Source organism: Uliginosibacterium sp. 31-12 (genome assembly GCF_030548425.1).
GTDB lineage: Bacteria > Pseudomonadota > Gammaproteobacteria > Burkholderiales > Rhodocyclaceae > Uliginosibacterium > Uliginosibacterium aquaticum.
Genome location: NZ_JAUOOA010000014.1, coordinates 19,496 through 43,737, shown reverse-complemented (window position 1 = coordinate 43,737; position 24,242 = coordinate 19,496). Strand labels below are relative to the sequence as shown.

The following is a 24,242-nucleotide window of genomic DNA, read 5'->3' as shown; positions in this document are numbered from 1 at the left end:
CGCGCGAGCGTGGGCTGCCTTATGCAGATCGTTTACGCCGATGGGCTGGCCCGTTTTCTCCAGCGCGGCTCAGAGGCTGCCGTAATGATATGCCTCGCGTTCGCCATGGGGCGGCACGGCCAGGCGGCTGCAGAAGTCTTCCACCACGGTGAGGTTGCGTGAAATCTGGCTGCTGTTTCCAGCGCCATGCACCTGCTCGGCGAGCGTGATGCTTGAGATAGCCATGCGCCCAAGCTGTCTGATGGCGCGTCAAAGCGGGAGGCTGAAAGCAAGAAAGCCGATTTTAAGGACCGGCTTTCTGATGAATGTTTGCTGAAGGGGTCAGGATATGGATTTGCCGATGTAAGCCAGTAGCGCTTCAGTCGATGTGTCATAGCGAGGGCCACTCGCTGCACTGAGGCGCTGCTCAATCCCGCTGGCAAGCTGTTTGCCGAGCTCCACACCCCACTGGTCGAAGGAGTTCAGGCCCCAGATCTTGCCTTGCACGAAGACCTTGTGTTCGTAGAGCGCCAGCAGTGCGCCCAGCGTGCGTGGCGAGAGATCGTCCAGCAGCAAGGTGTTGCTCGGTCGGTTGCCGGGGAAGACGCGGTGCGGCAGCAAGGCTTCGATTTCTGCCGTGGCGACGCCCTTGGCCTCCATCTCGGCGCGTACTTCGTCCGCTGTCTTGCCTTGCATCAGGGCGGCTGACTGGGCAAGGCAGTTGGCGATCTGGCTCACGCGGTGGTTAGCGAGCTGACCCGGTTGCGAGAGGGCGAGGATGAAATCAACCGGGATCACCGCCGTGCCCTGATGGATCAGCTGGAAGAAGGCGTGCTGGCCGTTGGTGCCGGGCTCACCCCAGATCACCGGGCCCGTGGCGTAGTCGACCGGGCTGCCGTCTGCGCGCACCTGTTTGCCGTTGGATTCCATGTCCAGTTGCTGCAGGAAGGCCGGCAGGCGGTGCAGGGTCTGGTTGTAGGGGGCGACGACCTGTGAGCGGCAGTCCAGGAAGTTCACATACCACACGCCCAGAAGGCCCAGCAGCACCGGCAGGTTGTCCTTGAACGGGGCTGTGCGGAAGTGCTGATCCATGTCGGCAGCACCTTCGAGCAGGGCATCGAAGCCGGCCGCACCGATGGCGAGGGTGATAGGCAGGCCGATGGCACTCCACAGCGAGTAGCGGCCGCCGACCCAGTCCCAGAAGCCGAACATGTTGGTGGTGTCGATGCCGAACTCAGCAACCTTGGTTGCGTTGGTCGATACCGCCACGAAGTGCTTGGCGACAGCCGACTCCGAGCCGGCGGCCTTGACCAGCCAGGCACGGGCGCTGCGGGCATTGGTCAGGGTCTCGACCGTGGTGAAGGTTTTGGACGCAATGATGAACAGGGTACGCGCCGGGTTCAGGCCAGCCAGCGTCTGGGTGAGGTGCAGGCTATCTACGTTGGAGACAAAATGCAGGCGGGGGCCGTCGGCATAGGGTTTCAGTGCTTCACAGACCATCAGCGGGCCGAGGTCGGAACCACCGATACCGATGTTCACGATGTCGGTAATGGTCTCGCCGCTGTAGCCACGCCATTCGCCGCTGCGTACGCGTTCGCTGAAGGCTGCACAGCGGGCGCGGACTTCGCGGATCGCCGGGATCACGTCTTCGCCCTGCACACGGACCTGAACGTCGCCCTGGGCGCGCAGCGCGGTGTGCAGCACGGCGCGGTGTTCGGTGTTGTTGATCTCGCCTCCCTCGAACATGGCGCGGATCTCGCTATCCAGCGCACATTCTTCGGCGAGAGCCAGCAGTTCGCGCAGGGTGTCGGCCGTGATCCGGTTTTTCGAGTAATCGAGCAGGATGCCGCAGGCCTTGCTGCTGAAGTGGCCGGCGCGGTCGGGATCGGCCGCGAAGAGCTCGCGCAGGTGGGTGGCTTCGAGCGCACGGGCGTGCATTGCGAGTTGTTGCCAGGCAAGGGTCTGGGTCGGGTTCATCGGCGTGGATTCCGGTCGGTCAATGGCATTCAGTTCAGTTCTGTGATGATAAGCCGGCCGGGGCGCTGCGGGCGAGTGCGGAATACGGCGGGCCGCGCTGCCTCTAGGAGTATGAGCCCGCGCAGGCATAGGCTGGGGCCAGTATCATGCAGGGTCATCCACCCTTTTCGCGGCCCTGCATGAACCCGGAAGCCAGCAGCCTCAGCACGCTTGTCACGCCCCACGCCGCGCTGGCTACACCCGAGCGCCAGCTGGCCGTGCTGGTGCAGGATGCCGCTGGCTTCGTCAATCGCGGGCTGGCCATCCTGTGGCGCGATCGCGTGGCAGGTGATCTGGCTGTGCAGTACGCCGAGGCTTGTGCCCTCATCGAACGCAACGAGCTGGCCCCTCTGGCGCGCCTGCTGCGCGACGAGCCGGAGTTGCTGGAATACCGTTCGGACGACGACGAGGGCCATCAACTGCTGCACTTTGCAGCCCGGCGTGCTTCGCTGGCGGCACTCGGTTTGCTGGTCGAGCAGGGCGCGCCGCTTGATTCTCCCAGCGGCCATCTGCGCGAAGGCGTGTTTTTTCCGGGCGCTACGCCCTTGCTGGTGGCTTGCGAGGCGGGTTGTGAGGACGCTGCGCTGAGCTTGTTGACGGCCGGGGCTGACCCCAATGCGAGCTTGCCGGGGCGGCGCGAAAGCGCACTGCATCTGGCGGCCGGGCAAGGCATGACGGCGCTGGTCGAAGCCTTGATTGCTGCCGGAGCGGATGTGGATGCGATGTCTGGCTGGCATTCCTTTGATGATCAGCTCGGTGCATTCGGTGGCGGCTCGCCCCTGCATGCTGCCGCCCTGAGCAACTGCGCCGCCACCGCCTTTCTGCTGCTGAAGGCCGGCGCCACGCGTGACGCAGCGGGCGCCGACTTGCGCACGCCGCTCCACTACGCGGCCGCACGTGGTGCGGTGGGGGTGCTGGAGGTGCTGCTGGCCGCTGGCGCTGAGCCGGATGCTCAGGAGGTCTGTGCGTTTGAAGGTGGCACGACCGGGCTCAGCGCTTTGCATTACGCGGTAGTGAATGGTCATCTGGAAGCGGCCGCGATGCTCCTGTGCTACGGCGCCAACCCAGCATTGATCGAGCCAGCCAGCGGCGAAAGCGCGCTGGAAATGGCGCTACGCAGCGGCAATCCGCTGCTGCCCGGTGTGCTGCAGCGGGCCTTGCAGGGGCAGCCTGACGCGGTTTATGGTCCGCTCGACGAACAACTGGTGCGCTGCAGTCCGGATGACTATGCCGAACAGCGCGATTTTCTCGAAAACCTGCTGGTCGAATCCCCGTTTTCTAATCGCAGCCTGCTGGTGCTCAGCGACTGGCTCGCAGAAACCCTGGGCCCCGAAAACCGTCCGCATCTCGCCCGCGCCTATCGTGAGTGGGCCGGCAGGAGTCAGACCTGATGTTCAAGTGGCTCAGCAGTGATCGCCCTGCACCCGAGGAGCTTGAGCTCGAAGCCAAGCTGCAGCAGCTCGAAGTGCTCGAAGAGCGCTACGCCGAGGTGCAGACCGAATACGCCACCCTGCAGAATGGCCTGGCTGCCTTCAAGTTGCGCTACTGGCGCCGGGTAGGCGATCTGTATGCGCGGCTCGATCGCGTGCGCGCAGAGATTGCCCAGTTGCGCGTGCGCCTCGCACCACGCGATGCGCTGCGCCAGGCTGCCGCCCGCGCTGCCAGTACTCAGGCTCAGGCCAGCGCTGAAGCTGCCCGCGCCATCGATATCGATCCGGGTGCTGAGGAGTTCATGCCCAGTGATGATCTGCGCAAGTACTACCGGATGGCGGCCAAGATCGTACACCCGGACCGCGCCGGCGATGACGACGACCGCAGCCTGCGTGACGAGATCATGTCGCGCATCAATGTGGCCTATCGCGATGGCCATGTGCACACCATCCAGGCCCTGATCGACGAATACCAGATGCGCGCCCAGCCGGGCGAGGACGATGCGGCTACGCGCCTGATTCGCACCATTCGCCTGATGTCACGGGTGCGGGAGCAGATCAGCAATATCGGCCAGACCACCGCGACCCTGCGCGAGTCCGGCCTCTACCGGCTCTACAAGGCGGTGGAGGAGGCAGAGGCACGCGGAGAGGACAAGCTGCGCATCATCGAGATCGGTATCGAGCGCGATATTGCCCGCGCCGAGAACGAGCTCGCCCGGCTGCGTCAGCAGGCCCTGATGCCGGTGGCCGCTGAAGTGGCTGCGGCGTGCGAGCCCAGCCCGGAAGGCGCCCCGGGCGATGCACCGGACGAACCGGCAGAGGATGAGGCCGAGACGCGCCAGCCACAGTGCAGCCCGGCCGAGCTGGCGATCGCCGCGCTGCTCGACGAACTAGGGCTGGAGTACGCCTACCGTCAGCCCCTGGCCGGCAGCGCCCGCCCGGGTGAGCGTGAGCCGGCCTTCACGATCCGGGATGCCAAGGGGCAGAGCCTGCTATGGGAGCATCTGGGCGTGCTTGAGAGCGAAGCTTTGCGTACCGCCTGGCAGGAGCGCCAAGGCTGGTTCGCCGCCAATGGCTTTGATGCCGGCATCAATCTCTTCGTGACTCGTGATGAGGCCGACGGCACCTTTGATGCGGCGCGGCTGCGCAAGATGGCGGAGTTCATCCGCAGTCAGTGCGAGTAGCTTGCCAGCGCACCGCTAAGCGCCTTCAAGTCACAAGTAAGTTGCGATTGTAGCCCGCAAACCAAGAGTTTTGGCCGCGCATCCGGCCGGGTTTTACTTGAAGCTTGTTGCGCCGAAGGCGCGCCCTTGCTGCTTGCAACTCAGTAGGTGTGTTCCGGTGCCGGGAAGCTGCCGTCCTTCACCGCGGCGGCATAGGCGGCTACGGCCGCATCGATGCTCGCCGAGCCGTCCATGAAGTTCTTCACGAAGCGCGCCTTCTTGCCGGGATACACGCCCAGCATGTCGTGCAGCACCAGCACCTGGCCATCACAGTCCTTGCCGGCACCGATGCCGATGGTGGCCATGCTGCTGAGTTGAGTGGTCAGTTCGGCGGCCAGGGTGGCGGGTACCATTTCCAGTACGACCATGGCTGCACCCGCCGCTTCGAGTGCCAGCACATCGGTTTTCATCTGTGCCGCGCCCGCTTCAGTTCTGCCCTGCACGCGGTAGCCGCCGAGCTGATGCACCGATTGCGGCGTGAGGCCGATGTGGGCACATACCGGTACGCCGCGCTCGACCAGAAAACGCACCGTCTCGGCCATCACGGCACCGCCTTCGAGCTTCACCATCTGGGCGCCGGCGGCCATCAGGCGCGCCGAGTTGCGCAGGGCCTGCTGCGGGCTTTCCTGGTAGCTGGCAAAGGGCAGGTCGGCGATCACCCAGGCACGCTGGGCGGCGCGTGTCACGCACTCGGTGTGATAGACCATCTGTTCCATCGTCACCGGCAGGGTAGTTTTCTGGCCCTGGATCACGTTGCCGAGTGAATCTCCGATCAGCAGCACATCCACGCCGTTGCGCTCGCACAGGGCGGCGAAGCTCGCATCGTAGGCGGTCAGCATGGCGATCTTCTCGCCGTTCTGGCGCATCGCGGCCAGGCTGGTGAGGGTGACGGGCTTGGCGTTTTCGAGGTAACTCATGTCGACTCCTGTACGGTGTGGCGACGGGCCGGGCGAATGCGTCGCCGGCGAACGGGAGCGCATTGTCCGTCAATCTCCTGCTGACGGGCATCCAGCCTTTTTATAGATGCATGAACGCTGCGCAGCGAGACGGGGTCAGGCGTAGCTGAAGTATTCGCGGTAGCCACGCATGGCTTGCAGGCGCTGCAGGATCAGTTCGAAGTCGTCATCTTCGTCGACCGGGTTCAGGACTTCGGCGTTGATCACGAACAGCGGGGCGGTGTTGTAATCGTGGAAGAAGCGCGCATAGCGCTCCGACACGGTGCCGAGGTATTGCTCGGTGATGCGGCGCTCGGCATCCAGCCCGCGTTTCCTGACTCGTTCGATCAGGGTCTCAGGCTGGGCCTGGAGGTAGATCACCAGATCCGGCCTGAGCGGCGCCGGGCGCAGCTGGGTGAAGACCTTTTCGTACAGGCGCGCTTCGTCCTCGGTGAGGTTGAGACTGGCGAAGAGCGGATCTTTCTCGAGCACGAAATCACTGATGACGCGCTGGCCACCCTGCAAGAGGCGAGTGGCTTCGGCGAGCAGGCCGGCGCGCTGGAACAGGAATTCGATCTGGGTGGCCAGGGCCCAGCGCTCGCGCTCTGCGTAGAAGCGGGCGAGGAAAGGGTTCATCTCCGGTTGTTCGAGCACCAGACTGGCCGACAGGCGCTCCGAGAGGCGCCGGGCGAGGCTGGTCTTACCGGCCCCGATCGGACCTTCGACGACAATGTAGCGGGCTTTTTCGAGCATTCCTGGCTTTCAGGTGCGGAAGATGAAGTACACCGCACCCAGCATGCATAGCGCGGCCCACAGGTAATCGAGCTTGAGGGGTTCGTCCATGTAATACACGGCGAAGGGCACGAACACGGCGAGCGTGATCACTTCCTGCATGATCTTGAGCTGACCCAGCGAGTAGGCCTGGGCACCGATGCGGTTGGCTGGTACCTGCAACAGGTACTCGAAGAGGGCGATGCTCCAGGCGATCAGCGCGGCGATGAACCAGGGGCGATTGCCGAGATGCTTGAGGTGGCCATACCAGGCAAAGGTCATGAACACGTTGGAGGCGACGAGCAGGCCGGCGGTTTGCATCCAGATCGGCATCGGCTTTCCTTCAGTCGGCGATACGTGCGATGCGCTGGTCTGGCAGCGCGTTGAGCAGTTCGAGCACCGGGCCGCGGCCGGGAATGCGGGTTTCCGGCGCCAGTTCGGCGAGCGGGATGAGCACGAAGGCACGTTCGTGCATGCGCGGGTGGGGCAGGTGCAGGCCGGGCGCATCGAGAATCTCGCAGCCGTAGAGCAGCAGGTCGAGATCCAGGGTGCGGGCAGCGTTGCGGGTGCTGCGCTGGCGGCCGAAGTTCTTTTCGAGTTCGAGCAGGGCTTCGAGCAGTTCGGGGGCGGCGAGGGTGGTATCCAGTGCGGCTACGGCATTGACATAGTCCGGTTGGCCTTCGGTGCCCGGTCCCTGTGGGGCGGTGCGGTAGAGGCTGGAGGACGTCAGTACGCGGCAACCGGGCAGCTGGCCCAATGCGGTGAAGGCTTCCCTGAGGGTGTTGACCGGGTCGCCGAGATTGGCACCCAGTCCGATCCAGGCGAGTACAGCCATCGCTTATTCGCCTGCCGGCTCGGCGCCGCCGGTTTCACTGCGTGGCTTGCGGCGGCGGGGGCGACGCTTGCGGGCTGCGCCGTCGCCTTTCTTGTCTGCTACCAGCATGGTTTCGCGATCATCGGTGTTGGCATTGGCGAAATCATCCCACCAGTCCGGCAGCGCCATCTCGATCTCGCCGGATTCTGCGCGCAGGCGCAGGAAGTCATACGCTGCGCGAAAGCGTGGCTGTTCAATGAGGCGGAAAGGAGCTTTGCCGGCACGCTTCTCGAAGCGTGGCTGGAGTGCCCAGATTTCGGTGATATCACCTGCGATACGGCGCGTGATGGCGAGCTTCTCGGCCTGTGAGGCGAGCACTTCGTCCATGGCTTCGAACAGCGCCGGCTGCGGATATTCGCCCCGCTCCTTGCGGGCGCTCCAGTTGCTCAGCACTTCGTTCCACAGCAGGGTGGCGAACAGGAAACCGGGGGAGATCGGTTTGCCGGCGCGCACGCGCTCATCGGTATTTTCGAGGGCCAGCCAGACGAATTTCTCGCCCTGCGGCTGCTCCAGTATGACGTCGAGCAGGGGCAGCAGGCCGTGGTGCAGGCCCTCGTCGCGCAGGCGCTTGAGGCTCACCACGGCGTAGCCGGAGGAGAGCAGCTTGAGCATTTCGTCGAAGAGGCGTGCTGCGGGCACATTGGCCAGCAGCTCGCTCATTTCGCGGATTGGCTTGCGGGCGTCCGGATCGAGGGCCAGATCGAGTTTGGCGGCCAGACGCACGGCGCGCAGCATGCGCACCGGATCTTCGCGGTAGCGGGTGGCCGGGTCACCGATCACGCGCATGGTTTTCTGCTTGAGGTCGGCCACACCGTGGTGGAAGTCCAGCACGGTTTCGGTGGTCGGATCGTAGTAGAGCGCATTCACCGTGAAGTCGCGGCGGGTGGCGTCGGCTTCGATCGTGCCCCAGGTGTTGTCGTGCAACACGCGGCCGTGCTCGTCGGTGACGGTGTCTTCGTCGTGTAGCGCACGGAAGGTGGAGACTTCGATGGTCTCCGGCCCGCTCATCACGTGCACGATGCGGAAGCGCCGGCCGATGATGCGCGAGCGGCGAAACAGGTGGCGCACCTCTTCCGGCGTGGCATTGGTGGCCACGTCGAAATCCTTCGGGTCGATGCGGGCGATCAGGTCGCGCACCGCACCGCCGACCACGTAGGCCTTGAAGCCGGCTTCCTGCAGCACATGGCAGACCTTGCGCGAGGCGGGCGAGACCATTTCGCGGCGGATGCCGTGAAGTTCCAGCGGTATGGCAGCCGCCTCGGCCACGGGAAGGGAGGCGGGGGCTTTCTTGAAGACGCGACGCAGCAGTTTGCGGATCATGCCGATGTGGGCTGGGGGCCGAGGGCCCTGAAGAGGTTCTTGAAGCCCGGAAGTATATCGCCTGGCATGCCTGCTTCGGAATTTAGTGCCGGGGCGCACGAACAAACAGCGTCGGGTACTGTCGCATGCGTGCCGCGCTGGCGGATGATCAGCGCACGCGGGGGCGTTTTTGAAGCTGACGGAAGATCCAGCTACGAGCGGGCTCCACGCCGCTGCGGACGAATTCGAGCGGGCTGGGGTCGAGGTGGAAGCGGTGCTGCAGACGTTCTTCGCCCTCGCGGCCGGCAAACAGGATCCGGTCGCCGGACTGCAGCTCCATGTCCAGTGCCGGCAGCATGAACTCTTCCTCGCCACGTAGCAGCAGCAGGGGCACGGCGCACAGTCGCAAGCTCGGGTCGAGCGGGTGGATCTGCAGTTCCTTCAGGCGCAAGGGGGCTCCTGCCTGGCCGCTGAGCGCTGCGCGCAGGCCCGGGTAGGAGGCGTAGGCGTTGAAAACCCAGATGTGTGGCACGCGCTCTTCGAGCCCGGTGAGCAAGCGTACCGCGATCTGTTCGGCGAGCTCCGCGCCGTGCTTGCGCACCTGCAGCAGGAAGCGGTTGAGCAGCGGGGCAACCAGCAGCTGCAGGCATTCGCGCACCATGATTTCGGATTTCACGAAGCATTGCTGGGCGCGAGCGGCTTCGATCAGGCTGCGCTCGGCGACATGGTTCTGGCGGATGATCACGTGCAGCTTCGGATTGAGCTTGCGGGCCCGCGTGACGAGGGCCAGGTTCATGGCGTCGCGGTCGGTGCCGGCGATGATGCCGACCGCCCGGTCGATGCCGGCTGCGCCGAGGCTCTCTACCGAATTGTCGCTGTGTTGCAGATGGGGTTCATCAGTCAGGTGCAGGTTGGAGTCGATGGCGGTCCAGGTCGAACCGGTGCGCTCCAGGGCCCGTGCCACGGCGTGGCCGAAGCGGCCGAAACCCAGCACCAGCCAGTGACCTTGCGGGATGATCGGTGGCTGTGGGCAGGCGCTGCCGGGCACGCTGGAGAGCCAGTCCTCCACCCAAAGCACGGCAGGTGCGGCCAGTGCCATTTCCAGATTGGTGGCGAAGGTGTCGAAGGGGTCGATGGCCGTGATGTTTGGGAAGCTGTCGAGGTTGGCGCGTGCCAGTGCGCTATGCACTCGGGTGATGATCGGCAGGCCGGGGTTCAGGGCCGCCGCACCGATGGCGATGGCCTGAGCGGCTTCGTCGTCGCTCACCAGCACGATCAGGGCCTTGCAGCGCGGATGGGTCGCGCCAGCATCCTGCAGCACGTCGGGCCAGCGCGCGTCCGCCGCAAGACAGCAGGGCGGCTCCTGGTAGATTTCCACGTCTGGCCGGGCGGCGCGCTCGGGGCGGGTTTCGATGATCACGCTGCGGGTGCCCAGTGCATCGAAGGCGTGCGCCAGGGCGGTGCCGCTCTGGCCGTAGCCGCAGAGGATGTAGAAGGGTTCGTCAAGGCGCCGGACCCGCGCCGTGAAGCGGCTGCGCGCCACGGCCGTGCGGAAGACCGGTTCCTGCACCAGCGCGAAGATGCTGCCCAGCGCATAGGCCCAGCAGGTGACCGAGAGATAGATCGTGAAGGTGATCCAGGCGCGCTGGGCGTCGGTGAAGACCCAGGGCAGTTCGCCGAAACCGATGGTGGTGGCGGTATAGCTCACCACGTAAAAAGCGTGGAAGAAGCCCAGCTTCATGGGCTGGCCACTGCCGTCCAGCCCGGGCATGGCGACCAGCCCGGCCACCGAGATGGCATAGGCGAGGATGAGGGTGATCAGCGGCGTGCGCAGGCGGCGCAGCGCGATGAAGAGAACGTCACCCATGCCGAGCTCAGCGGCTCTGGCGCAGGGTCTCGCCGATCAGCAGGATCACCGAGATGAGGTTGGCCAGCAGCGCACCGCCGGACAGCGACACCACTACCGAAATGGTCTGGCCGTCGATCGGGTGCTGGGCGATATACAGGTGCCAGGCCCAGACCAGGCTGGCGGCGACCAGTTGCAGCACGGCGACGAGGCTGGTGGCGAGGTGGGTGGCGCCGATGTGGGTGCGGTCACCGAATTTGAGCACCGTGGCGATCAGGTTCACCACGATGGCGGCGAAGAGCTCGGAGGCGTGGTGCAGTTCGGGGCGATCGATGTCGCCGATGAAGAAGCCGAAGTTCAGCGTGCAGGCGAGGATGATGAAGAAGCCGAAGATGACTTTTTCGAGGTTCATGGCGGAGTCTCCAATGTGCTGCCCGCATCCTGCCAGTGCATCGTGCGGGCAGACAAGGGATTGCCCGATCAGGCTTGCAGGATGATGCCGCTGCCGGCGCCGTCCTGATTCTTTTCGCGCAGGCTGATGATCGGCCATCCGAGGGTTTCGGCGCGCAGGCGCAGGGCGATGCAGGGATCAACAGCCACAGGATCGCTGACCTGCTCGAGCAGCGGAATGTCATTGGCCGAATCGCTGTAGAACCAGCTCTTCTCAAAGCAGGTGAGATCCAGCGCCATCGACTCCAGCCAGGCATTCACGCGGGTAATCTTGCCTTCGCGGAAGGCCGGCGTGCCGCGCGCTTTGCCAGTGAAGCGGCCGTTTTCGAGGGCCGGTACGGTGGCGATCAGGTGCGGCACATGGAAGTAGTAGCGCACGATGCGTTCGGTGACGAAGGCATTGGTGGCGGTCACGACAGCGCACAGGTCTCCTTGCGCCAGGTGCCAGTTCACCAGTTGCTTGCCCATCTCGTTGATCATGCCGAAGGCTACGTCGTTCATGAACTCGTCATGCAGCTTCATCAGCTCTTCGCGCGAATGGCGGGCCAGCGGGGCCAGCACGAAATCGAGGAATTCGTCGATGTTCAGGGTGCCGGCTTTGTACTGCTCGTAGAAAGCGTCGTTGCGAGCCTTGAATTCCACCGGGTCGACAACGCCCTTGTCGCACAGGAACTGGCCCCAGGCGTGGTCGGAGTCGCCATCGAGCAGCGTATTGTCGAGATCAAAGAGAGCGAGGTTCATGGTGTTTCAGCTTTATCAGAAGGGGAGTTCAGGTTCGCAGTCCTCGCGCAGCACTTCGCGCAAGAGCGGCAGGGTGACTGGGCGGGACTGGGTCAGGGAGGCCTCGTCGAGCGCATCGAGCACGCCCATCAGCCAGCGAGCGTCGCGTCGGCCGTGACGCAGCAGGTATTCGACGATATCGGCGTCGAGCGTGATGCCGCGCGCCAGGGCGTTCTGGATCAGTAGCACCCCCTTGCCATCGTCATCCAGTGGCTGGATCTCGAAGATCAGGGCTTGGCCAATGCGGGTGCGTACATCTTCACGCAGCGCCAGATGCTGGGGGGGCAGCTTGCCGGCGAGGATCAGCGAGCCTTGTGCTTCGCGGGCCTGGATCAGGGCGCGGAAGAGGGCGGCCTGGCCTTCGGCATCGAGCTGGTCGATGTCGTCGAGCGCCACCAGCAGGTCGTCTTCCATCTGCAGCGTGGCGCCTTGCGCCGCACTCAGGTAGGCGCCGGGCCGGCCGGCAGCGCAGCTTTCGGCTGCTGCGGCGCGCAGCAGGTGGCTGCGTCCGGAGCCGGCGGTACCCCACAGGTAAAGCCAGCTGCCATCGCGCGCGCCGAGCTGGCGGCGCAGGGCCAGCAGCAGGGCCTCGTTGTTCCCCGCCACGAAATTATCCAGCGTGACCGGCACGCGCGGGCGCACGTCGAGCGTGAGCTGATGCGTCGGATAGGGGCTGGGGAGGGCGGGCATGGAGATGGCGGCGATGAGTGAGGGCGCGATTTTACCTGTCGGCGCGCCCTCACAGCACATCCGCCTGCAGATCCGACGGGCGCCAAGCCGCCCGAGCAGGTAAAATGCCGGCCTTTCCCGCTTGACCGAGTTCCCCATCATGGCCCAGACCCCTCTCGACTACGCCGCTGCTGGCGTCGATTACACCAAGATCGACCCGCTCAAGATCCTTGCCCAGAAATCCGCCAGCGCCACGGCCGTGAATCTGGCTGGCCACGGCGTGACCGAGATTCCCGCGTCGCGCGGCGAGTCGGCCTATGTGATGGATATCGGCGGCACCCTGATCGCCTCGATCACCGAGTGCCTTGGCACCAAGGCGCTGGTGGCCGACGCGGTGCGCCCGATAACCGGCAAGACGCACTACGACGCCATCGCGCAAGACACCATCGCCATGGCGGTGAATGACCTGATCACCGTCGGCGCCACGCCGCTGTCGGTGCACGCCTACTGGTCGGCCGGCGGCAGCGAATGGTTTGCCGACGAAGCCCGCATGGTCGATCTGGTGACTGGCTGGCAGAAGGCCTGCGACGTGTGCAAGGTGAGCTGGGGCGGCGGTGAAACCCCGGCCCTGGCGGGCGTGGTGGAAGCTGGCCGGATCGATCTGGCGGCCTCCTCGGTCGGCATCATCCCTTCGCGCGAGCGCCTGACGCTGGGCGACAAGATGCAGGATGGCGACGCCATCGTGTTGCTGGCGTCTTCCGGCATTCACGCCAATGGCGTAAGCCTTGCGCGCAAGCTGGTCGAGCGCCTGCCCGAAGGCTATGCCTCCAAGCTGTCGGACGGTCGCCTCTACGGCGAAGCCCTGCTGGACCCGACCACGCTCTATGTACCGGTCACCGAAGCCCTCTTCGCGGCCGGCATCGTGCCGCATTACTCGGCCAACATCACCGGCCACGGCTGGCGCAAGATCATGCGTCACCCGGGCAACTTCACCTACCGCATCCACACCCTGCCGGACGTGCCACCGGTGCTCGCCTTCATGCAGCAGCACGCCGGCATTGATGATCGCGAAGCCTATGGCAGCCTCAACATGGGCGCTGGCTTCGCCTTCTATGTCGCCGCCGAGCAGGCTGAGGAAGTGGCGCGTATCGCTAATGGGTTGGGCATCAAGGCCTGGGTCGCCGGCCGCGTTGAAGCCGGCCCGAAGCAGGTCGTGATCGAGCCGCTGGATCTGACCTACGCGGCGGATGAGTTGCATCTGCGGGCCTGAGTCATGACACGAGGCTCATGGATGAAAAGTCTGTTGGGCCTGTGTCTGAGCATGATGCTGGGAGCGGCTACGGCCGCTCCTTTGCGTTCACAGACGCCACAGGCCCCGTTTCCGTACAGCGAAGTCGAACTGGAATTCGACAGCCCTTACGAGGCGGGCGTGCATCTGGCCGGTAGCCTGATGTTGCCGCCCGGAAAAGGGCCGCATCCGGCTGTGCTGCTGATTACGGGGTCCGGTGCGCAGGATCGTGATGAGACGATCTCTGGCCACAAACCCTTTCTGGTGATTGCGGACTATCTGGCGCGCCGCGGCATAGCCAGCCTGCGCGTCGATGATCGGGGAGTGGGCTTGTCGCGTGGGTCCTGGCAGAACGCCACGACAGCCAGCTTCGCCGGAGATGCCCGCACCGCACTTGAGGTGCTGCGCGCGCGCCCCGAGATTGACGCCGCGCGTGTCGGCCTGATCGGGCACAGTGAAGGTGGCGTGATTGCGCCGATGCTGGCGGCAGAGCCTGCGAACCGGGTGGCGTTCATCATCATGCTGGCCGGCCCGGGCGTGACGGGCGACCTCCTTCTGCAGCGTCAGGTTGAGGACCTGAATCTGGCCTCCGACATCAGCCCTGATGTGGCCAAAGGGAATGCCCGTATCCAGGCTGCGCTCAACTCGGTTGTGCTCAAACATCCGGATGCCAGCCCAGAGGCGCTGATTGATTTGCTCGTAGCGGCCATGTTGCAGATTTCTCCGCAGACCCGAGCGGATGTTGCGCGACGGCTAGTGTCGAGTCTGGCATGGCCCTGGCAGCGCTATTTCCTGGCGCTGGATCCAGCTCCGTTCCTGCAGCGCGTGCAATGCCCTGTACTCGCCCTGAATGGCGAAAAGGATACTCAGGTGAGCGCCATCGACAATCTGCCTGCCATCGAGCGAGCCCTCAAGGCAGGTGGCAATCGGGATGTCACGCTCAAGGCCCTGCCGGGTCTGAACCATTTGTTCCAGACCGCGCAGACGGGCGCGCTTGCCGAGTACGGAAGCATTGATGAGACTTTTTCACAGGCAGCCCTGAAAATCATGGCGGACTGGCTGGAGCAGCGGATCAATAAAGCGAAACCATGAGCAAGAAACACGACTTCATCCTCTTCGACCTCGACGGCACCCTTAGCGATCCGCTGCAGGGTATCGGCCGTTCGATCAATTACGCGCTGGCGCATTTCGGCTATCCCGAGCGGGCGCTCGACGATCTGCGCTTCTGCGTGGGGCCGCCCTTGAAATACAGCTTCCGCGAGCTGACCGGCACGGATTCCGACGCGCATGTGCGTGAGCTGATCGACAAATACCGCGAGCGCTACGGTGATGTGGGTTACGCCGAGAACACGCTCTATCCTGGCATTCCGGAGGCGCTGGCGGCCATCGACGCGGCGGGCATTCCGATGGGCTTATGCACCTCGAAGCGGGCCGATTTCGCCGAGCGCATCCTCGATCTCTTCGGTCTGCGCCAGCACTTCTACTTCGTCAGTGGTGGCGACGTGGACATCCACAAGTGGGAGCAGATCGCCGCACTCGTGGCCGACGGCATCGTGAGCCGGGCCAGCCTGATGGTGGGCGACCGCGAGGTGGATATCGACGCCGCTCACCGCAACGGCCTGGCCGCTGGGGGCGTGCTGTGGGGCTTTGGCTCGCATGCCGAGCTGGCTGCCGGGGCGCCGCGTTATCTATTCAGTCAGCCCGCTGAAATTTATCCCGCACTGGCAGGCTAGCCCGCAGACGGGTATTCGCCCGTTGAAGTGCTACGAGCGTTTTTTCGGAGAGAAACCATGATGCGCAAGTTGGTGAGCGGGATCTGTGTGCTGCTGGTGCTGGCTGCCTGCGGCCGGAAGGAAGAGATGGCGGCTGCGCCGATGCTGGCGGCTGCGCCGGCCGTCGAGATGGCACGCAAGCTGGAGGCGCCTCAGACCGATGCCGGCCAGCCCGCCAGCGTACCGCGCCATATCGAGTTGCGCCACAACGTGGTGATCGAAGTGGCGGAGGATCGGCTCGAAGCCGTCTGGCGCACACAGCTGGAGGCCTGCCAGTTGCCGGCCTGTGAGGTGGTGGCGGCGGGAGTCGCGAACCAGAGCGGTGACATGGCCAGCGCAAATCTTGCACTGCGCATTGTGCCGGGGCGGGCGGGGGAATTGCTGGCGACCCTGCGTGGCTTGGGCAAGTTGGCGCAGCATGAGATGAGTCAGAACGATCGCACCAATGAGGTGGTGGATCTGCAGGCACGCCTGGCCAACCAGAAAGCCTTGCGGGATCGCTTGCGCGGGTTGCTGGCCGGGCGGGTCGACAAGGTGCGTGATCTGCTCGAAGTCGAGCGCGAGCTGGCCCGGGTGCAGGGCGAGATCGATTCGCTGGAAGGCCAGATGCGCGCCACCCTGGCGGTCACCGAGAAAGTCAGCTTCGATATCCAGTTCCGCGCACCGGCCTCGCTGAGCCAGCCCGGTAGCTGGGAGCCGCTGCGCGAGGCCTGGCGCCGGCTGGGCAGCACTTTTGCCGAGAGTCTTGCGATGCTGATGTATTTTCTGGTGGGGGGGTTGCCCTGGTTCGCAGTCGGCGCTGCCGTGTTGTGGGGCGGGCGGCGCTTGTGGCGGGCGCGCAAGTCGGGCCCGAAATCCTAGCCCGGCTTGGCGCTGAGGTGCCGCGCAGGGCCGTCTGTCCATCCATCCGATGCTACATTTGTTGTTGTTTTGGCGGAAAAGATCTGTGAGAGGATTCAGATCGTTCGACGTTAAAACTTACGGAGCAGGTGATGGCACAGTACGGCCTGAAGTGGCAGAAAACATTCTCTTGGGCGGTGGTGTTGGCCGTGGCCTGTGGTCTGCAGAGTGGGGCACAAGCCCAGACGCTGGAGAAGATCAGCAAGAGCAAGGTGCTCAACATCGGCGTCCGCGAAGACAACCTGCCTTTCGCGGGCTATAGCCAGGGCGTGGCGTCGGGCTACTCGATCGATCTGTGCCAGAAAGTTGCCGAGCAGATCAGAAAGGAACTGAAGCTCTCCGAGCTGCGTGTGCAATATGTCGTGGTGACGGCGGCTGACCGCCTGGCCAAGGTGCGCGATGGCGTAGCAGACATCGAGTGCGGCACGACCGTGAACACCCAGACGCGCGCCAAGGATGTGGAGTTTTCCTATGCCCACTTCATCGCGGGTACGCGCTTCATGAGCAAGCAGTCCGCAGGCTTGAGCGATTACACCCAGCTTAACAATCAGGCGGTTGGCATCGTCAAGGGCACCACGGCTGAGAAGCTCTTCAACCAGTTGCGCGATGACACACTCAAGTCCATGAAGCTGGTGGTTTTCAGCAAGAATCAGGATGCAATGAAGGCTCTGGAAGCCGGCTCCGTGGCGGCCGTCGCCCAGCTGGACATCCTGCTAGAAGGCATGCGCCAGAGCAGCGCTCAGCCGGCTCAGTACGCGATCAGTACGAAGTCCCTCTCCATCGAGCCGATGACTCTGATGGTCCGGAAAGAAGATCCGGCTTTCAAGGCTGTGGTCGACAAGACCCTCGCGAACCTCTATGCCTCGGGTGAAATCAGTTCGATTTACGAGCGCTGGTTCAAGACGTCCAAGCTGAACACGCCGGTCTCGCTGATGTTGGCGGATTGCTTCAGAAGGCCTTGCAACAGCCGGGCGACCGCACTGGGCCTGGGTTATATGCTCTGAGAAGCGGCTCACGGTCTCGCAGTGAGATCGTAAGCTTCTGGGCGGAGAGCGGCTGTTACAGCCGGTTGGCCGCCTTGACCGCCAGATAGCGGTTCACCGTTTCGATCGCCAGATCTTCGGGCTTTACGTCCAGACACAGTACGCCTTCCGCACGTAGCCGCCGCAGCGTGGCTTCGCGGCGCCGCGCGTAGTCCACCGCAGCGGTGACGCGGGCAGCATCGAAGGCGTCCTGGATGCCTTCGTCCTGCGCCGCATCGAGGGCTGCTTCACGCAGGCTGGCGACCAGCACCAGATGGCGGCTGCTGAGCAGGCGCGCAGCAGCCAGCAGGCCCTGATCATCTTCATCGCGCAGATTGGTCATCAATACCACCAGCGCACGTTTGCGCTCACGCAGCAACAGTTGTTGGGCCGCGCGTTCGAAATCGCTGACCTGCAGCGTGGGTTGCAGATCGTAGGTCTCGCGCAGGATGCGGCTGACGGTGGCGGCCGAGTGCTGCACCGGCAGGTAGCGTTCGGGGCCGCCGAGGGTCATCAGGCCAACGCGGTCGCCGTGCGAGAGCGCCACATAGGCAAGCATCAGCACCGTGTCCAGCGCGTGATCGAAGTGCGAGAGATCGCTTCCCGAGGTTTGCCCGGATTCGTTTTCCCTGGCGCCCATGCGCCGACCGCAATCGACCAGGAGGAGGATGCGCTGGTCGCGCTCATCCTGATACTCGCGCGAGATCATCTTGCCCATGCGCGTGGTGGCTTTCCAGTCGATCTGGCGCATCGAGTCGCCTTCGCGATATTCGCGCAGCTGCGAGAAATCCATCCCCTGCCCACGTCGCTGCCTTTGCTGCAGGCCGAAGCGTGCATTGCGGTAATCCACCGCGCGCAGCGCGTGGCGGGCCAACGGTGCAAAGTTGGGATAGACGCGCACCTCTTGCGTTTCGGCGACCTGTACTTGCCTCAACCAGGCCGCCCAGGGCGAGCGGATGCGCAGTTCGATGCGGCCGAAGGCGTGATCGCCGCGGGCCTGCGGGCGTACCCGGTAGCGCAGGGCTTGAGCGTTATTGCCGGCGGTGCGAACGGCTGCGGGCAGCCCTTCCTGCTGAAAGCTGGAGGGATGGTGATCGAACACGCTGAGCTCTGCTGGCACGCGGTGTGCCCAATGAAAGCGCAGTTCCACCTGTGCCCATTCTCCGACGGCGAGTGTGGCATTCACCACGCGCTGGGCGGCAGGCTGGGCTTCGCTGCGCGCGCGCAACCAGTCCACCGCCGCCCACAGCAATAGCGCTCCCCCCGCGGCGTTATCGAGCGGCTGCAGGGCGGGTTCGATGGCACTGGCAATGGCCAGTACGAGCCAGGCGGCGAGGGCCGCAAGCAGGGCCTTGGCGGGCAGCATCATGCGCGTGGAGCGTCGGTGCGGGCGAGCAGGCTGGTGAGCACGCTGTCGATCGACAGGCCTTCGATCTCGGCTTCCGGTACGAGGCTGATGCGGTGACGCAGGGCCGGCAGGGCAACACGCTTCACATCATCCGGGGTGACGAATTCGCGCCCGGCGAGCAGGGCTGAGGCACGGGCTGCACGCACCAGCGCAATCGCACCGCGCGGGCCGGCGCCGATGGCGATTCCGCTCCATTCGCGGGTGTTGCGCACGATGCGTACTGCATAGTCCAGCACAGCCTCGTCGATGCGCAGGCCGGCGGCAATTTGCTGCATGGCGATGAGTTGCTCCGGTGTAGCAACCTGCTGCACGGCTTCGACTTCCAGCTTGTCGCCGGTGCGGCCGGTGCAGGAAGCGGCAACCAGCGCACGCTCTTCATCCAGGCTCGGATAGTCGATCAGCACCTTGAGCAGGAAGCGGTCGAGCTGGGCTTCGGGCAGCGCGTAGGTGCCTTCTTGCTCGATCGGGTTCTGGGTGGCGAGCACCAGGAAGGGCGGCGGTAGCGGAAGCGTCTTGCCTTCGATGGTGACCTGGGCTTCCTGCATCACTTCGAGCAGGGCGGCCTGGGTCTTGGCCGGCGCGCGGTTGATTTCATCGGCCAGCACCAGATTGGCGAAGACCGGGCCGCGGCGGATCACGAACTGGCTGCTGCGCGTATCGAACAGGGTGTGGCCGGTGACGTCGGCGGGCATCAGATCGGGCGTGAACTGGATGCGCGAGAACTGGCCGCCGAAGGTCTTGGCGAGTGCCTTGACCAGCAGGGTCTTGCCGAGACCGGGCACGCCCTCGAGCAGGATGTGGCCGCCGGCGACCAGCGCGCAGAGGGTGTGTTCGACGACGGCGCTCTGGCCGACGAAGACGCGGCCGAGTTCCTGGCGCAGGGCGCGGGCGAGTTCGGTGGCTTCAAGCGGCGTGGTGGGCAGGCTCATGGTTCGGCTCCGGGAAGGGATGGGCGTTGCAGCAGGCGGCATTGCTGGCGCAGCGTGGCAAGGATGCGGGCGCGGCGCAGGAATTCATGCGCGTTGGCAGGATCTGGGCTCAGGGCGCGCTGGATGTCGGCGGCCTTGATGCCGGAAAGGTGTTCGCCGAGTTGCTCGCGGCCCTCGATTTCGGGGTGGCGATGCTGCAGCCCGTCGAGCTGGCGCAGTACGGCTTCGCGCAGCGGGGCGAGCAGGGCTTCGTAGCAGTGCTGGCGGAGCAGGAAATGACCACTGGCGGCGAGGTGCTCGCGCAGGCCCGGGCGCTGCGGCGGCGCATCCGGCAGCAAGGGGCCGAAGCGCGGCATCACCCGGCGCAAGGCGGCCAGCAGCAACAGGGTGGCAACCAGCAAGGCCTCGGGCGCGTGATCAATGAGCCAGCTGAAGAGGCCCGGGTAAGGTGGCAGCACCAGCATCAGTACCGGGCGCGGCCCGGTCGGCAGGGTCAGCAGACGCACGAAGAAGGCGGCGTGATCAAACTTCTCGATGCGCTCGTTGGTGAAGGGCGCGAAGCTGCCGACGGTGACCATGCCTTCACCAAGGCGGAAGCGAGAATACAGGGCGAGGGTTTCAACGTGGGCGGGCTCGTCTTCCTCGGCGGCATCTGGCGTGTCCTCCTCGCTTGCCGGAGCGGCTGCTTCTGGCGGCGCAGGCGGGCTGTCGGCCAGCGGAATCAGCTCGCTGCGAGACTCCCCTGGCACCGCTTCGCTATCGGCTTCAGCGGGCGCGGCCGGCTGTGGATTGGGGCTGCTTTCGCTGTGGGCAGGCGGAGGCTCCTGCTCGTCCTCGCTGAGCGGTTCGAACACGTCCGGCTGGTTTTCGTCTCCGGACAGCCTTCCACGCAGGCTGGCCTGCCATTCGCCGGGGCGCTTTGCGAAGAGGCCGGCACGGAAAACCGGCGCATCGTGGAGCACAAGCTGCGCGGCGTGACCCTCGGCGCTGAGTTTGCGCCGGCCAATCAGATCGATATCCACGCCGAATTTCTCACTCATCGCGCCGATCAGTTCGCCGCCGGTCTGCAGGCCGCCGCGAATGTCGATCTGCAATTCGCGCAGGAGCTCGCGATCCTTGTCTTCGGTGCTGAGCGGCAGTACGAGGTGGCCGCCCCGTTTCACCCAGTCAAGCAGCCTGGTGCGCAGTTCCGGGTCGGCGAAACGATCCATGCCGGAGAGCATCAGGGTGCCTTGCGGAGCGAGCTGGTCGAGCGCCCGTTCGGTGCTGGCGAAGTCCGCCGCATAGCCCAGGCGGCCCAGCAGGAGCTGGCCGGCATGCCAGGTGTTGGTGCGTGCTTCTGGCGAGTAGCCGCTGCGCGATTTCTCTTCGCGCCATTCAAGATGCTCGGTCACGTACCAGCCGGCAAATGCCAGTGCACACAGTGCGAGCAGGGCGGTGAGGAGGCTGCGCTTATCCACGCGAAACCTCCTCGAAGTGCTTGCGCCAGTCCTGACACAGGGCTTCGATTTCGGCCGGCGGAATCACCTGATGGGCGTAGGCCAGGCGCTGCCAGCAGCCGAGCAGGCGGGCCAGATATGGCGCGCGGGCGGCGGCTTGCTGACGGGTGCGGTCGAGGCAGTCGCCCTCGGTGTCGCCGCGGGCGAAGGCGACCTGCTCGCGATGGGCGAGGCGCGACAGGCTGCCGCGGAAGAGCAGACTCAAGGCTCCTCGCGCATCGCCTGCGGTGAGCAGGGCGTGTGCGGCGCTGGCCAGATCATCCGGCAGGGACTGCGGGCGGATATCGAAACCGGCGAGTTCGGCGGGCGGCGCCTTGGCTTCCCCACTGTTTCTGAACCAACCGAAGCGACTGGCCAGATACAGCAGCAACCCCAGAGCCGCCAGGATCAGCAACCAGCCGCCGATGCGTCCGAGCATCGCCAGGGCTTTGCCGATCCACTCGAAAAAGCCCTCCAGCCCTTGGAAGAGTCCGCGCAGCCCGTCCGGCAGCTTGAAGGCATCCTTGTTTTTGGGTTCATCGCTGCTGCGCCAGTGCAGGCGGCGTTCCGTTTCTTCCTTGCCGAAGGCCGGGTCCTGCATTACCTGCTTGATGGTTTCGCCGGACTGGCTGATCTGCGTTTCACGCAGGCTTGCGCTGTCGGCCGCCTCGGCCGGGCTCGGCGTTGCTACGCCGAGCAACAGGCCGAGCAGGATCGCGACGCATACCGAGGCAAGGCCACTGCGCGCGGTGTGGCTCAGGGCCAGGCGGCGGAACTGCAGCTCGACATCCCAGGCTTCCAGATCGGTGCGGCGCTTGAGATAGAGCATGAAGCCGCCCGCCACGTAGAGCGGCTCCAGCAGCAGGCTGCAGGCCAGCAGTGGCAGGTAGAGCAGGCAGGAGAACCAAAGTGGCTGCGCCGTGAGGAGTTTCCAGAGCGTCACCCCGGCCGGCATCAGGTCTTCCGGGATCAGGAGCCAGACAAGGCCCAGCAGACCGGTCCACAGAATGGTTTCCAGATGCAGCCAGGCCAGCGTATGCCAGGTTGCGGCGCTGCCGATGCGCCGGCCGAGCAGGCTCTTGCGCTGGCGCCCGGCCTTGCCGCGCAGGCCTTCAAGCTGATCCACCGGCAGCCGGATGCTGCGCGTCAGGCTGAAACGCTCCCAGGTGAGGGCGGCCAGCAGGCGCGAGTTGCGCAGCAGGCCCGGCAAGGCATGCAGACTCTGGCGCAGGCTCGGAATTTCGCCGAACACGGCGTGGCTCACCACATGCAGGGCGAGCCGGTCAAAGACCGGCTTGAGCCACCACATGATCAGCAATACCCAGGAGATCTCGCCCAGCCACAAGGCAAAGATCAGCGTCAGCGCAGCCAGCACCGGCAGTGTCAGCGCGAACCAGGCGGCATACAGTGGGCGGGCGCGGCTCAGCGCGAAGCGCACGCCCAGATCGATGGCCTCCCAGTGATTGCGTGGCCGCAGGGTGACCGACAGGCGTTCAAGATCCATCACGCCTCCCGGCAAAAAGGAAGTACAACAAGGGGGTGAGGATCAGCAGGCTGCCCACACCGAGCTTGATCGGGAAGGCCAGGCGCAAAGGAGACCAGAAGGCTTCGATCAGGGCTGCGATCACCAGCATCACTGCCAGCCCGCAGACCATGCCGATGAGGCTGCGGGCGGTGTGGGCGAGGGCGGCGCTGCGGGTGCGCTGGCCCGGTGCCAGCACCGCGAAACCCAGGCGCAGGCCGGCCGCGCCGGAGAGCACGATCGCCCCCATCTCGAAGCCGCTGTGGCCGATCACGAAGGAATGGAAGTTCTCCGCCAGCCCGGCCTGAATCAGGCGCATCTCGATCACGCCGAAGAACAGACCGTTGTGCACCAGAGCAAAGATCGTCAGCAGTCCGGCGCTGATGCCACCGGCGAAGCAGCGGAAGGCGATACTCACGTTGTTGAAGATGTAGAAACCGAACATCTGGAAATCGGTTGAGGCCTCGCGCGCTACTTGGCCGAGGTTCTTCACCTCGTGGCTGTACATGTGCTCGATCTGGCTGAGTTGCTGCGGATCCAGGATCAGGTAAGCCAGATCCGGTTTCAGGTGCACCGCCAGCATCATCGTCAGCTGCGGGCCGAACAGCAGCAGGGCTGCCGCCAGCACCCACCAGCGCTCACGGCGCACATCACGCGCAAAACCTCCGGCCGCGTAGCGCCAGACGCGCTGCCCCAGATTGCCTTGCGCACCGTAGAGCAGGTCATGCCCTTGCTGGACCAGGGCGTGCAGGCGCTCGACCAGCGACAGGCTGTAGTCGCGGTCCCGTGCCAGGGCGAGTTGCTGGCACAGGTGGCGATAGCGCTGTGGCAGCTCGTGGGCCGGAAAGGGCGGTTGCTGTGCATTGCGTTGCCGCAGCGGTAGTGCGGCATACGTCAGCCAGGTTTCGAAGGCCGCCCAGTCCTGGCGATGATGCAGTTCGAAAGTGTCCTGCTTCATGTGCGCCGCCCAATCAGATGACTCGCCAGGCCAAGCAGGCGCGCCGCGCCCTGCGGGCCATAGCTGCCTTGCGAGAGCTGGGGCAACAGGCTAGCCAGTTCTTCCTGGCGCGCTGGGGTGAGGCTCGCGGCGCGCTCGGCAAAGGCCAGCAAGGCGCGTTGGGTCGCCCGGTCGAGCGGCTCTGCAGGCGCGATGGCGGCCGTTTTTTCGAGGGCGGGCAGGGCCACCGGTTTCTCGCGATAGACCACCAGGGTGCCGGCCACGATATCGCCAAGGCGGCGGAATTCGTGATGACACAGCATCGTGACAAGGCCGCAGCCGTAAGCCATGGGCAGCATGTCGGCCACGCGCAGCAGGTTACGCGAGAGCGACGCCCCCCAGCCCACGGGCGTGCCATTGTCATTCACCACCATGAGCCCCAGTGCTTTTTTGCCTGGGGTAGCTCCCTGGCGCCAGACTTCGAAGAAAACCGGGTAAAACCAGTCCAGCAGGAAGTAGGCGAGCAGCCATAGCCCGCCGCCGGCACGCCCGAGGCCGCTGGTCAGTGGAATCAGGCACAGCAGCAGGGCCATGCGGATCAGGAGGTCTATCGTCCAGGCAAGGCTGCGCGGCAGGAGGCCCGCCGGGCGCAATTGCAGTTCGATGAGTTCCGGGGTGGTGACGTGACGCAGGGTGTCGAGCATGGGAGTACGG

Annotated in this window: 24 protein-coding genes; 7 read left to right on the top strand and 17 right to left on the bottom strand. The window is 65.0% G+C overall.

Features of this window, described 5'->3' with window-relative positions:
• Positions 1 to 69: 69 nt before the first annotated feature.
• A complete protein-coding gene (locus Q3Y64_RS18795; protein ID WP_303564335.1) occupies positions 70 to 225 on the bottom strand; it encodes a hypothetical protein in 156 nt (51 codons plus the stop codon).
• 96 nt (positions 226 to 321) lie between these two features.
• Positions 322 to 1,956 (bottom strand): glucose-6-phosphate isomerase, encoded by a 1,635-nt coding sequence (gene pgi, locus Q3Y64_RS18790; protein ID WP_303564333.1) that lies wholly within the window; start codon positions 1,954 to 1,956, stop codon positions 322 to 324.
• Positions 1,957 to 2,135: 179 nt separating this feature from the next.
• Between pgi and Q3Y64_RS18785 the strand changes: the two genes are divergently transcribed.
• Positions 2,136 to 3,386: an ankyrin repeat domain-containing protein gene (locus Q3Y64_RS18785; protein ID WP_303564330.1), complete on the top strand. Its 1,251-nt coding sequence runs from the start codon at positions 2,136 to 2,138 to the stop codon at positions 3,384 to 3,386.
• On the top strand, positions 3,386 to 4,609 hold the full coding sequence (locus Q3Y64_RS18780; protein ID WP_101944238.1) for a J domain-containing protein: 1,224 nt from the start codon (positions 3,386 to 3,388) through the stop codon (positions 4,607 to 4,609). Before Q3Y64_RS18785 ends, Q3Y64_RS18780 begins: the two co-directional genes overlap by 1 nt.
• 140 nt (positions 4,610 to 4,749) lie before the next feature.
• On the opposite strand, the gene panB is transcribed toward Q3Y64_RS18780, so the two are convergent.
• The 9 genes from panB to hda all read right to left on the bottom strand — a co-directional run bounded on the left by panB (position 4,750) and on the right by hda (position 12,293).
• A complete protein-coding gene (gene panB / locus Q3Y64_RS18775; protein ID WP_303564328.1) occupies positions 4,750 to 5,565 on the bottom strand; it encodes a 3-methyl-2-oxobutanoate hydroxymethyltransferase in 816 nt (271 codons plus the stop codon).
• Between the two features lie 135 nt (positions 5,566 to 5,700).
• Positions 5,701 to 6,336: a deoxynucleoside kinase gene (locus Q3Y64_RS18770; RefSeq protein ID WP_101944236.1), complete on the bottom strand. Its 636-nt coding sequence runs from the start codon at positions 6,334 to 6,336 to the stop codon at positions 5,701 to 5,703.
• A gap of 9 nt (positions 6,337 to 6,345) precedes the next feature.
• Positions 6,346 to 6,687 (bottom strand): DMT family protein, encoded by a 342-nt coding sequence (locus tag Q3Y64_RS18765; RefSeq protein WP_101944235.1) that lies wholly within the window; start codon positions 6,685 to 6,687, stop codon positions 6,346 to 6,348.
• Positions 6,688 to 6,697: 10 nt separating this feature from the next.
• Positions 6,698 to 7,189 carry a 2-amino-4-hydroxy-6-hydroxymethyldihydropteridine diphosphokinase gene (folK, locus tag Q3Y64_RS18760; RefSeq protein ID WP_170023307.1) on the bottom strand — a complete coding sequence of 164 codons (492 nt, stop codon included), beginning with the start codon at positions 7,187 to 7,189 and terminating at the stop codon, positions 6,698 to 6,700.
• 3 nt (positions 7,190 to 7,192) lie between these two features.
• Positions 7,193 to 8,548 carry a polynucleotide adenylyltransferase PcnB gene (gene pcnB / locus Q3Y64_RS18755; RefSeq protein WP_101944233.1) on the bottom strand — a complete coding sequence of 452 codons (1,356 nt, stop codon included), beginning with the start codon at positions 8,546 to 8,548 and terminating at the stop codon, positions 7,193 to 7,195.
• A 148-nt stretch (positions 8,549 to 8,696) separates the two neighbouring features.
• Positions 8,697 to 10,394 carry an NAD-binding protein gene (locus Q3Y64_RS18750; RefSeq protein WP_101944232.1) on the bottom strand — a complete coding sequence of 566 codons (1,698 nt, stop codon included), beginning with the start codon at positions 10,392 to 10,394 and terminating at the stop codon, positions 8,697 to 8,699.
• 7 nt (positions 10,395 to 10,401) lie between these two features.
• Entirely contained in the window at positions 10,402 to 10,785 is a 384-nt protein-coding gene (locus tag Q3Y64_RS18745) for a DUF6394 family protein (RefSeq protein ID WP_101944231.1), read from the bottom strand.
• 68 nt (positions 10,786 to 10,853) lie between these two features.
• Positions 10,854 to 11,564, bottom strand: coding sequence for an HAD family phosphatase (locus tag Q3Y64_RS18740; RefSeq protein ID WP_303564317.1), 711 nt, complete (start codon positions 11,562 to 11,564; stop codon positions 10,854 to 10,856).
• 15 nt (positions 11,565 to 11,579) lie between these two features.
• Positions 11,580 to 12,293 (bottom strand): DnaA regulatory inactivator Hda, encoded by a 714-nt coding sequence (gene hda / locus Q3Y64_RS18735; RefSeq protein WP_303564314.1) that lies wholly within the window; start codon positions 12,291 to 12,293, stop codon positions 11,580 to 11,582.
• Between the two features lie 139 nt (positions 12,294 to 12,432).
• Between hda and Q3Y64_RS18730 the strand changes: the two genes are divergently transcribed.
• The 5 genes from Q3Y64_RS18730 to Q3Y64_RS18710 all read left to right on the top strand — a co-directional run bounded on the left by Q3Y64_RS18730 (position 12,433) and on the right by Q3Y64_RS18710 (position 17,236).
• Entirely contained in the window at positions 12,433 to 13,542 is a 1,110-nt protein-coding gene (locus tag Q3Y64_RS18730) for an AIR synthase-related protein (protein WP_303564311.1), read from the top strand.
• Positions 13,543 to 13,563: 21 nt separating this feature from the next.
• Positions 13,564 to 14,652, top strand: coding sequence for a S9 family peptidase (locus Q3Y64_RS18725; RefSeq protein ID WP_303564307.1), 1,089 nt, complete (start codon positions 13,564 to 13,566; stop codon positions 14,650 to 14,652).
• Entirely contained in the window at positions 14,649 to 15,293 is a 645-nt protein-coding gene (locus Q3Y64_RS18720) for an HAD hydrolase-like protein (RefSeq protein WP_303564305.1), read from the top strand. The genes Q3Y64_RS18725 and Q3Y64_RS18720 overlap by 4 nt, the downstream gene beginning before the upstream one ends.
• 57 nt (positions 15,294 to 15,350) lie before the next feature.
• Positions 15,351 to 16,193, top strand: a complete 843-nt coding sequence (locus tag Q3Y64_RS18715) for a DUF4349 domain-containing protein (RefSeq protein WP_303564303.1) — start codon at positions 15,351 to 15,353, stop codon at positions 16,191 to 16,193.
• 131 nt (positions 16,194 to 16,324) lie between these two features.
• Positions 16,325 to 17,236, top strand: a complete 912-nt coding sequence (locus Q3Y64_RS18710) for an amino acid ABC transporter substrate-binding protein (RefSeq protein WP_101944226.1) — start codon at positions 16,325 to 16,327, stop codon at positions 17,234 to 17,236.
• A gap of 55 nt (positions 17,237 to 17,291) precedes the next feature.
• Here Q3Y64_RS18710 and Q3Y64_RS18705 read toward each other — a convergent pair whose 3' ends face one another.
• From Q3Y64_RS18705 to Q3Y64_RS18680, 6 genes are read right to left on the bottom strand one after another with little or no spacing between them, the layout of a single operon-like run.
• Complete coding sequence (locus Q3Y64_RS18705) at positions 17,292 to 18,623, bottom strand: DUF58 domain-containing protein (RefSeq protein ID WP_303564300.1); 1,332 nt, start codon at positions 18,621 to 18,623, stop codon at positions 17,292 to 17,294.
• On the bottom strand, positions 18,620 to 19,591 hold the full coding sequence (locus Q3Y64_RS18700) for a MoxR family ATPase (protein ID WP_101944224.1): 972 nt from the start codon (positions 19,589 to 19,591) through the stop codon (positions 18,620 to 18,622). Before Q3Y64_RS18700 ends, Q3Y64_RS18705 begins: the two co-directional genes overlap by 4 nt.
• A complete protein-coding gene (locus tag Q3Y64_RS18695; protein ID WP_303564298.1) occupies positions 19,588 to 21,051 on the bottom strand; it encodes a DUF4350 domain-containing protein in 1,464 nt (487 codons plus the stop codon). The genes Q3Y64_RS18700 and Q3Y64_RS18695 overlap by 4 nt, the downstream gene beginning before the upstream one ends.
• Positions 21,044 to 22,573, bottom strand: coding sequence for a DUF4129 domain-containing protein (locus Q3Y64_RS18690; protein WP_303564295.1), 1,530 nt, complete (start codon positions 22,571 to 22,573; stop codon positions 21,044 to 21,046). Before Q3Y64_RS18690 ends, Q3Y64_RS18695 begins: the two co-directional genes overlap by 8 nt.
• Positions 22,563 to 23,549, bottom strand: coding sequence for a stage II sporulation protein M (locus Q3Y64_RS18685; protein ID WP_170023293.1), 987 nt, complete (start codon positions 23,547 to 23,549; stop codon positions 22,563 to 22,565). The genes Q3Y64_RS18690 and Q3Y64_RS18685 overlap by 11 nt, the downstream gene beginning before the upstream one ends.
• Positions 23,546 to 24,232: an RDD family protein gene (locus tag Q3Y64_RS18680; protein ID WP_101944220.1), complete on the bottom strand. Its 687-nt coding sequence runs from the start codon at positions 24,230 to 24,232 to the stop codon at positions 23,546 to 23,548. Before Q3Y64_RS18680 ends, Q3Y64_RS18685 begins: the two co-directional genes overlap by 4 nt.
• Positions 24,233 to 24,242: the final 10 nt, after the last annotated feature.

Coding starts and splice junctions, on each gene's coding strand:
- Q3Y64_RS18795 (WP_303564335.1), bottom strand. CDS start 225: ATGGCTATCTCAAGCATCACGCTCGCCGAGCAGGTGCATGGCGCTGGA.
- pgi (WP_303564333.1), bottom strand. CDS start 1,956: ATGAACCCGACCCAGACCCTTGCCTGGCAACAACTCGCAATGCACGCC.
- Q3Y64_RS18785 (WP_303564330.1), top strand. CDS start 2,136: ATGAACCCGGAAGCCAGCAGCCTCAGCACGCTTGTCACGCCCCACGCC.
- Q3Y64_RS18780 (WP_101944238.1), top strand. CDS start 3,386: ATGTTCAAGTGGCTCAGCAGTGATCGCCCTGCACCCGAGGAGCTTGAG.
- panB (WP_303564328.1), bottom strand. CDS start 5,565: ATGAGTTACCTCGAAAACGCCAAGCCCGTCACCCTCACCAGCCTGGCC.
- Q3Y64_RS18770 (WP_101944236.1), bottom strand. CDS start 6,336: ATGCTCGAAAAAGCCCGCTACATTGTCGTCGAAGGTCCGATCGGGGCC.
- Q3Y64_RS18765 (WP_101944235.1), bottom strand. CDS start 6,687: ATGCCGATCTGGATGCAAACCGCCGGCCTGCTCGTCGCCTCCAACGTG.
- folK (WP_170023307.1), bottom strand. CDS start 7,189: ATGGCTGTACTCGCCTGGATCGGACTGGGTGCCAATCTCGGCGACCCG.
- pcnB (WP_101944233.1), bottom strand. CDS start 8,548: ATGATCCGCAAACTGCTGCGTCGCGTCTTCAAGAAAGCCCCCGCCTCC.
- Q3Y64_RS18750 (WP_101944232.1), bottom strand. CDS start 10,394: ATGGGTGACGTTCTCTTCATCGCGCTGCGCCGCCTGCGCACGCCGCTG.
- Q3Y64_RS18745 (WP_101944231.1), bottom strand. CDS start 10,785: ATGAACCTCGAAAAAGTCATCTTCGGCTTCTTCATCATCCTCGCCTGC.
- Q3Y64_RS18740 (WP_303564317.1), bottom strand. CDS start 11,564: ATGAACCTCGCTCTCTTTGATCTCGACAATACGCTGCTCGATGGCGAC.
- hda (WP_303564314.1), bottom strand. CDS start 12,293: ATGCCCGCCCTCCCCAGCCCCTATCCGACGCATCAGCTCACGCTCGAC.
- Q3Y64_RS18730 (WP_303564311.1), top strand. CDS start 12,433: ATGGCCCAGACCCCTCTCGACTACGCCGCTGCTGGCGTCGATTACACC.
- Q3Y64_RS18725 (WP_303564307.1), top strand. CDS start 13,564: ATGAAAAGTCTGTTGGGCCTGTGTCTGAGCATGATGCTGGGAGCGGCT.
- Q3Y64_RS18720 (WP_303564305.1), top strand. CDS start 14,649: ATGAGCAAGAAACACGACTTCATCCTCTTCGACCTCGACGGCACCCTT.
- Q3Y64_RS18715 (WP_303564303.1), top strand. CDS start 15,351: ATGATGCGCAAGTTGGTGAGCGGGATCTGTGTGCTGCTGGTGCTGGCT.
- Q3Y64_RS18710 (WP_101944226.1), top strand. CDS start 16,325: ATGGCACAGTACGGCCTGAAGTGGCAGAAAACATTCTCTTGGGCGGTG.
- Q3Y64_RS18705 (WP_303564300.1), bottom strand. CDS start 18,623: ATGATGCTGCCCGCCAAGGCCCTGCTTGCGGCCCTCGCCGCCTGGCTC.
- Q3Y64_RS18700 (WP_101944224.1), bottom strand. CDS start 19,591: ATGAGCCTGCCCACCACGCCGCTTGAAGCCACCGAACTCGCCCGCGCC.
- Q3Y64_RS18690 (WP_303564295.1), bottom strand. CDS start 22,573: ATGGATCTTGAACGCCTGTCGGTCACCCTGCGGCCACGCAATCACTGG.
- Q3Y64_RS18685 (WP_170023293.1), bottom strand. CDS start 23,549: ATGAAGCAGGACACTTTCGAACTGCATCATCGCCAGGACTGGGCGGCC.
- Q3Y64_RS18680 (WP_101944220.1), bottom strand. CDS start 24,232: ATGCTCGACACCCTGCGTCACGTCACCACCCCGGAACTCATCGAACTG.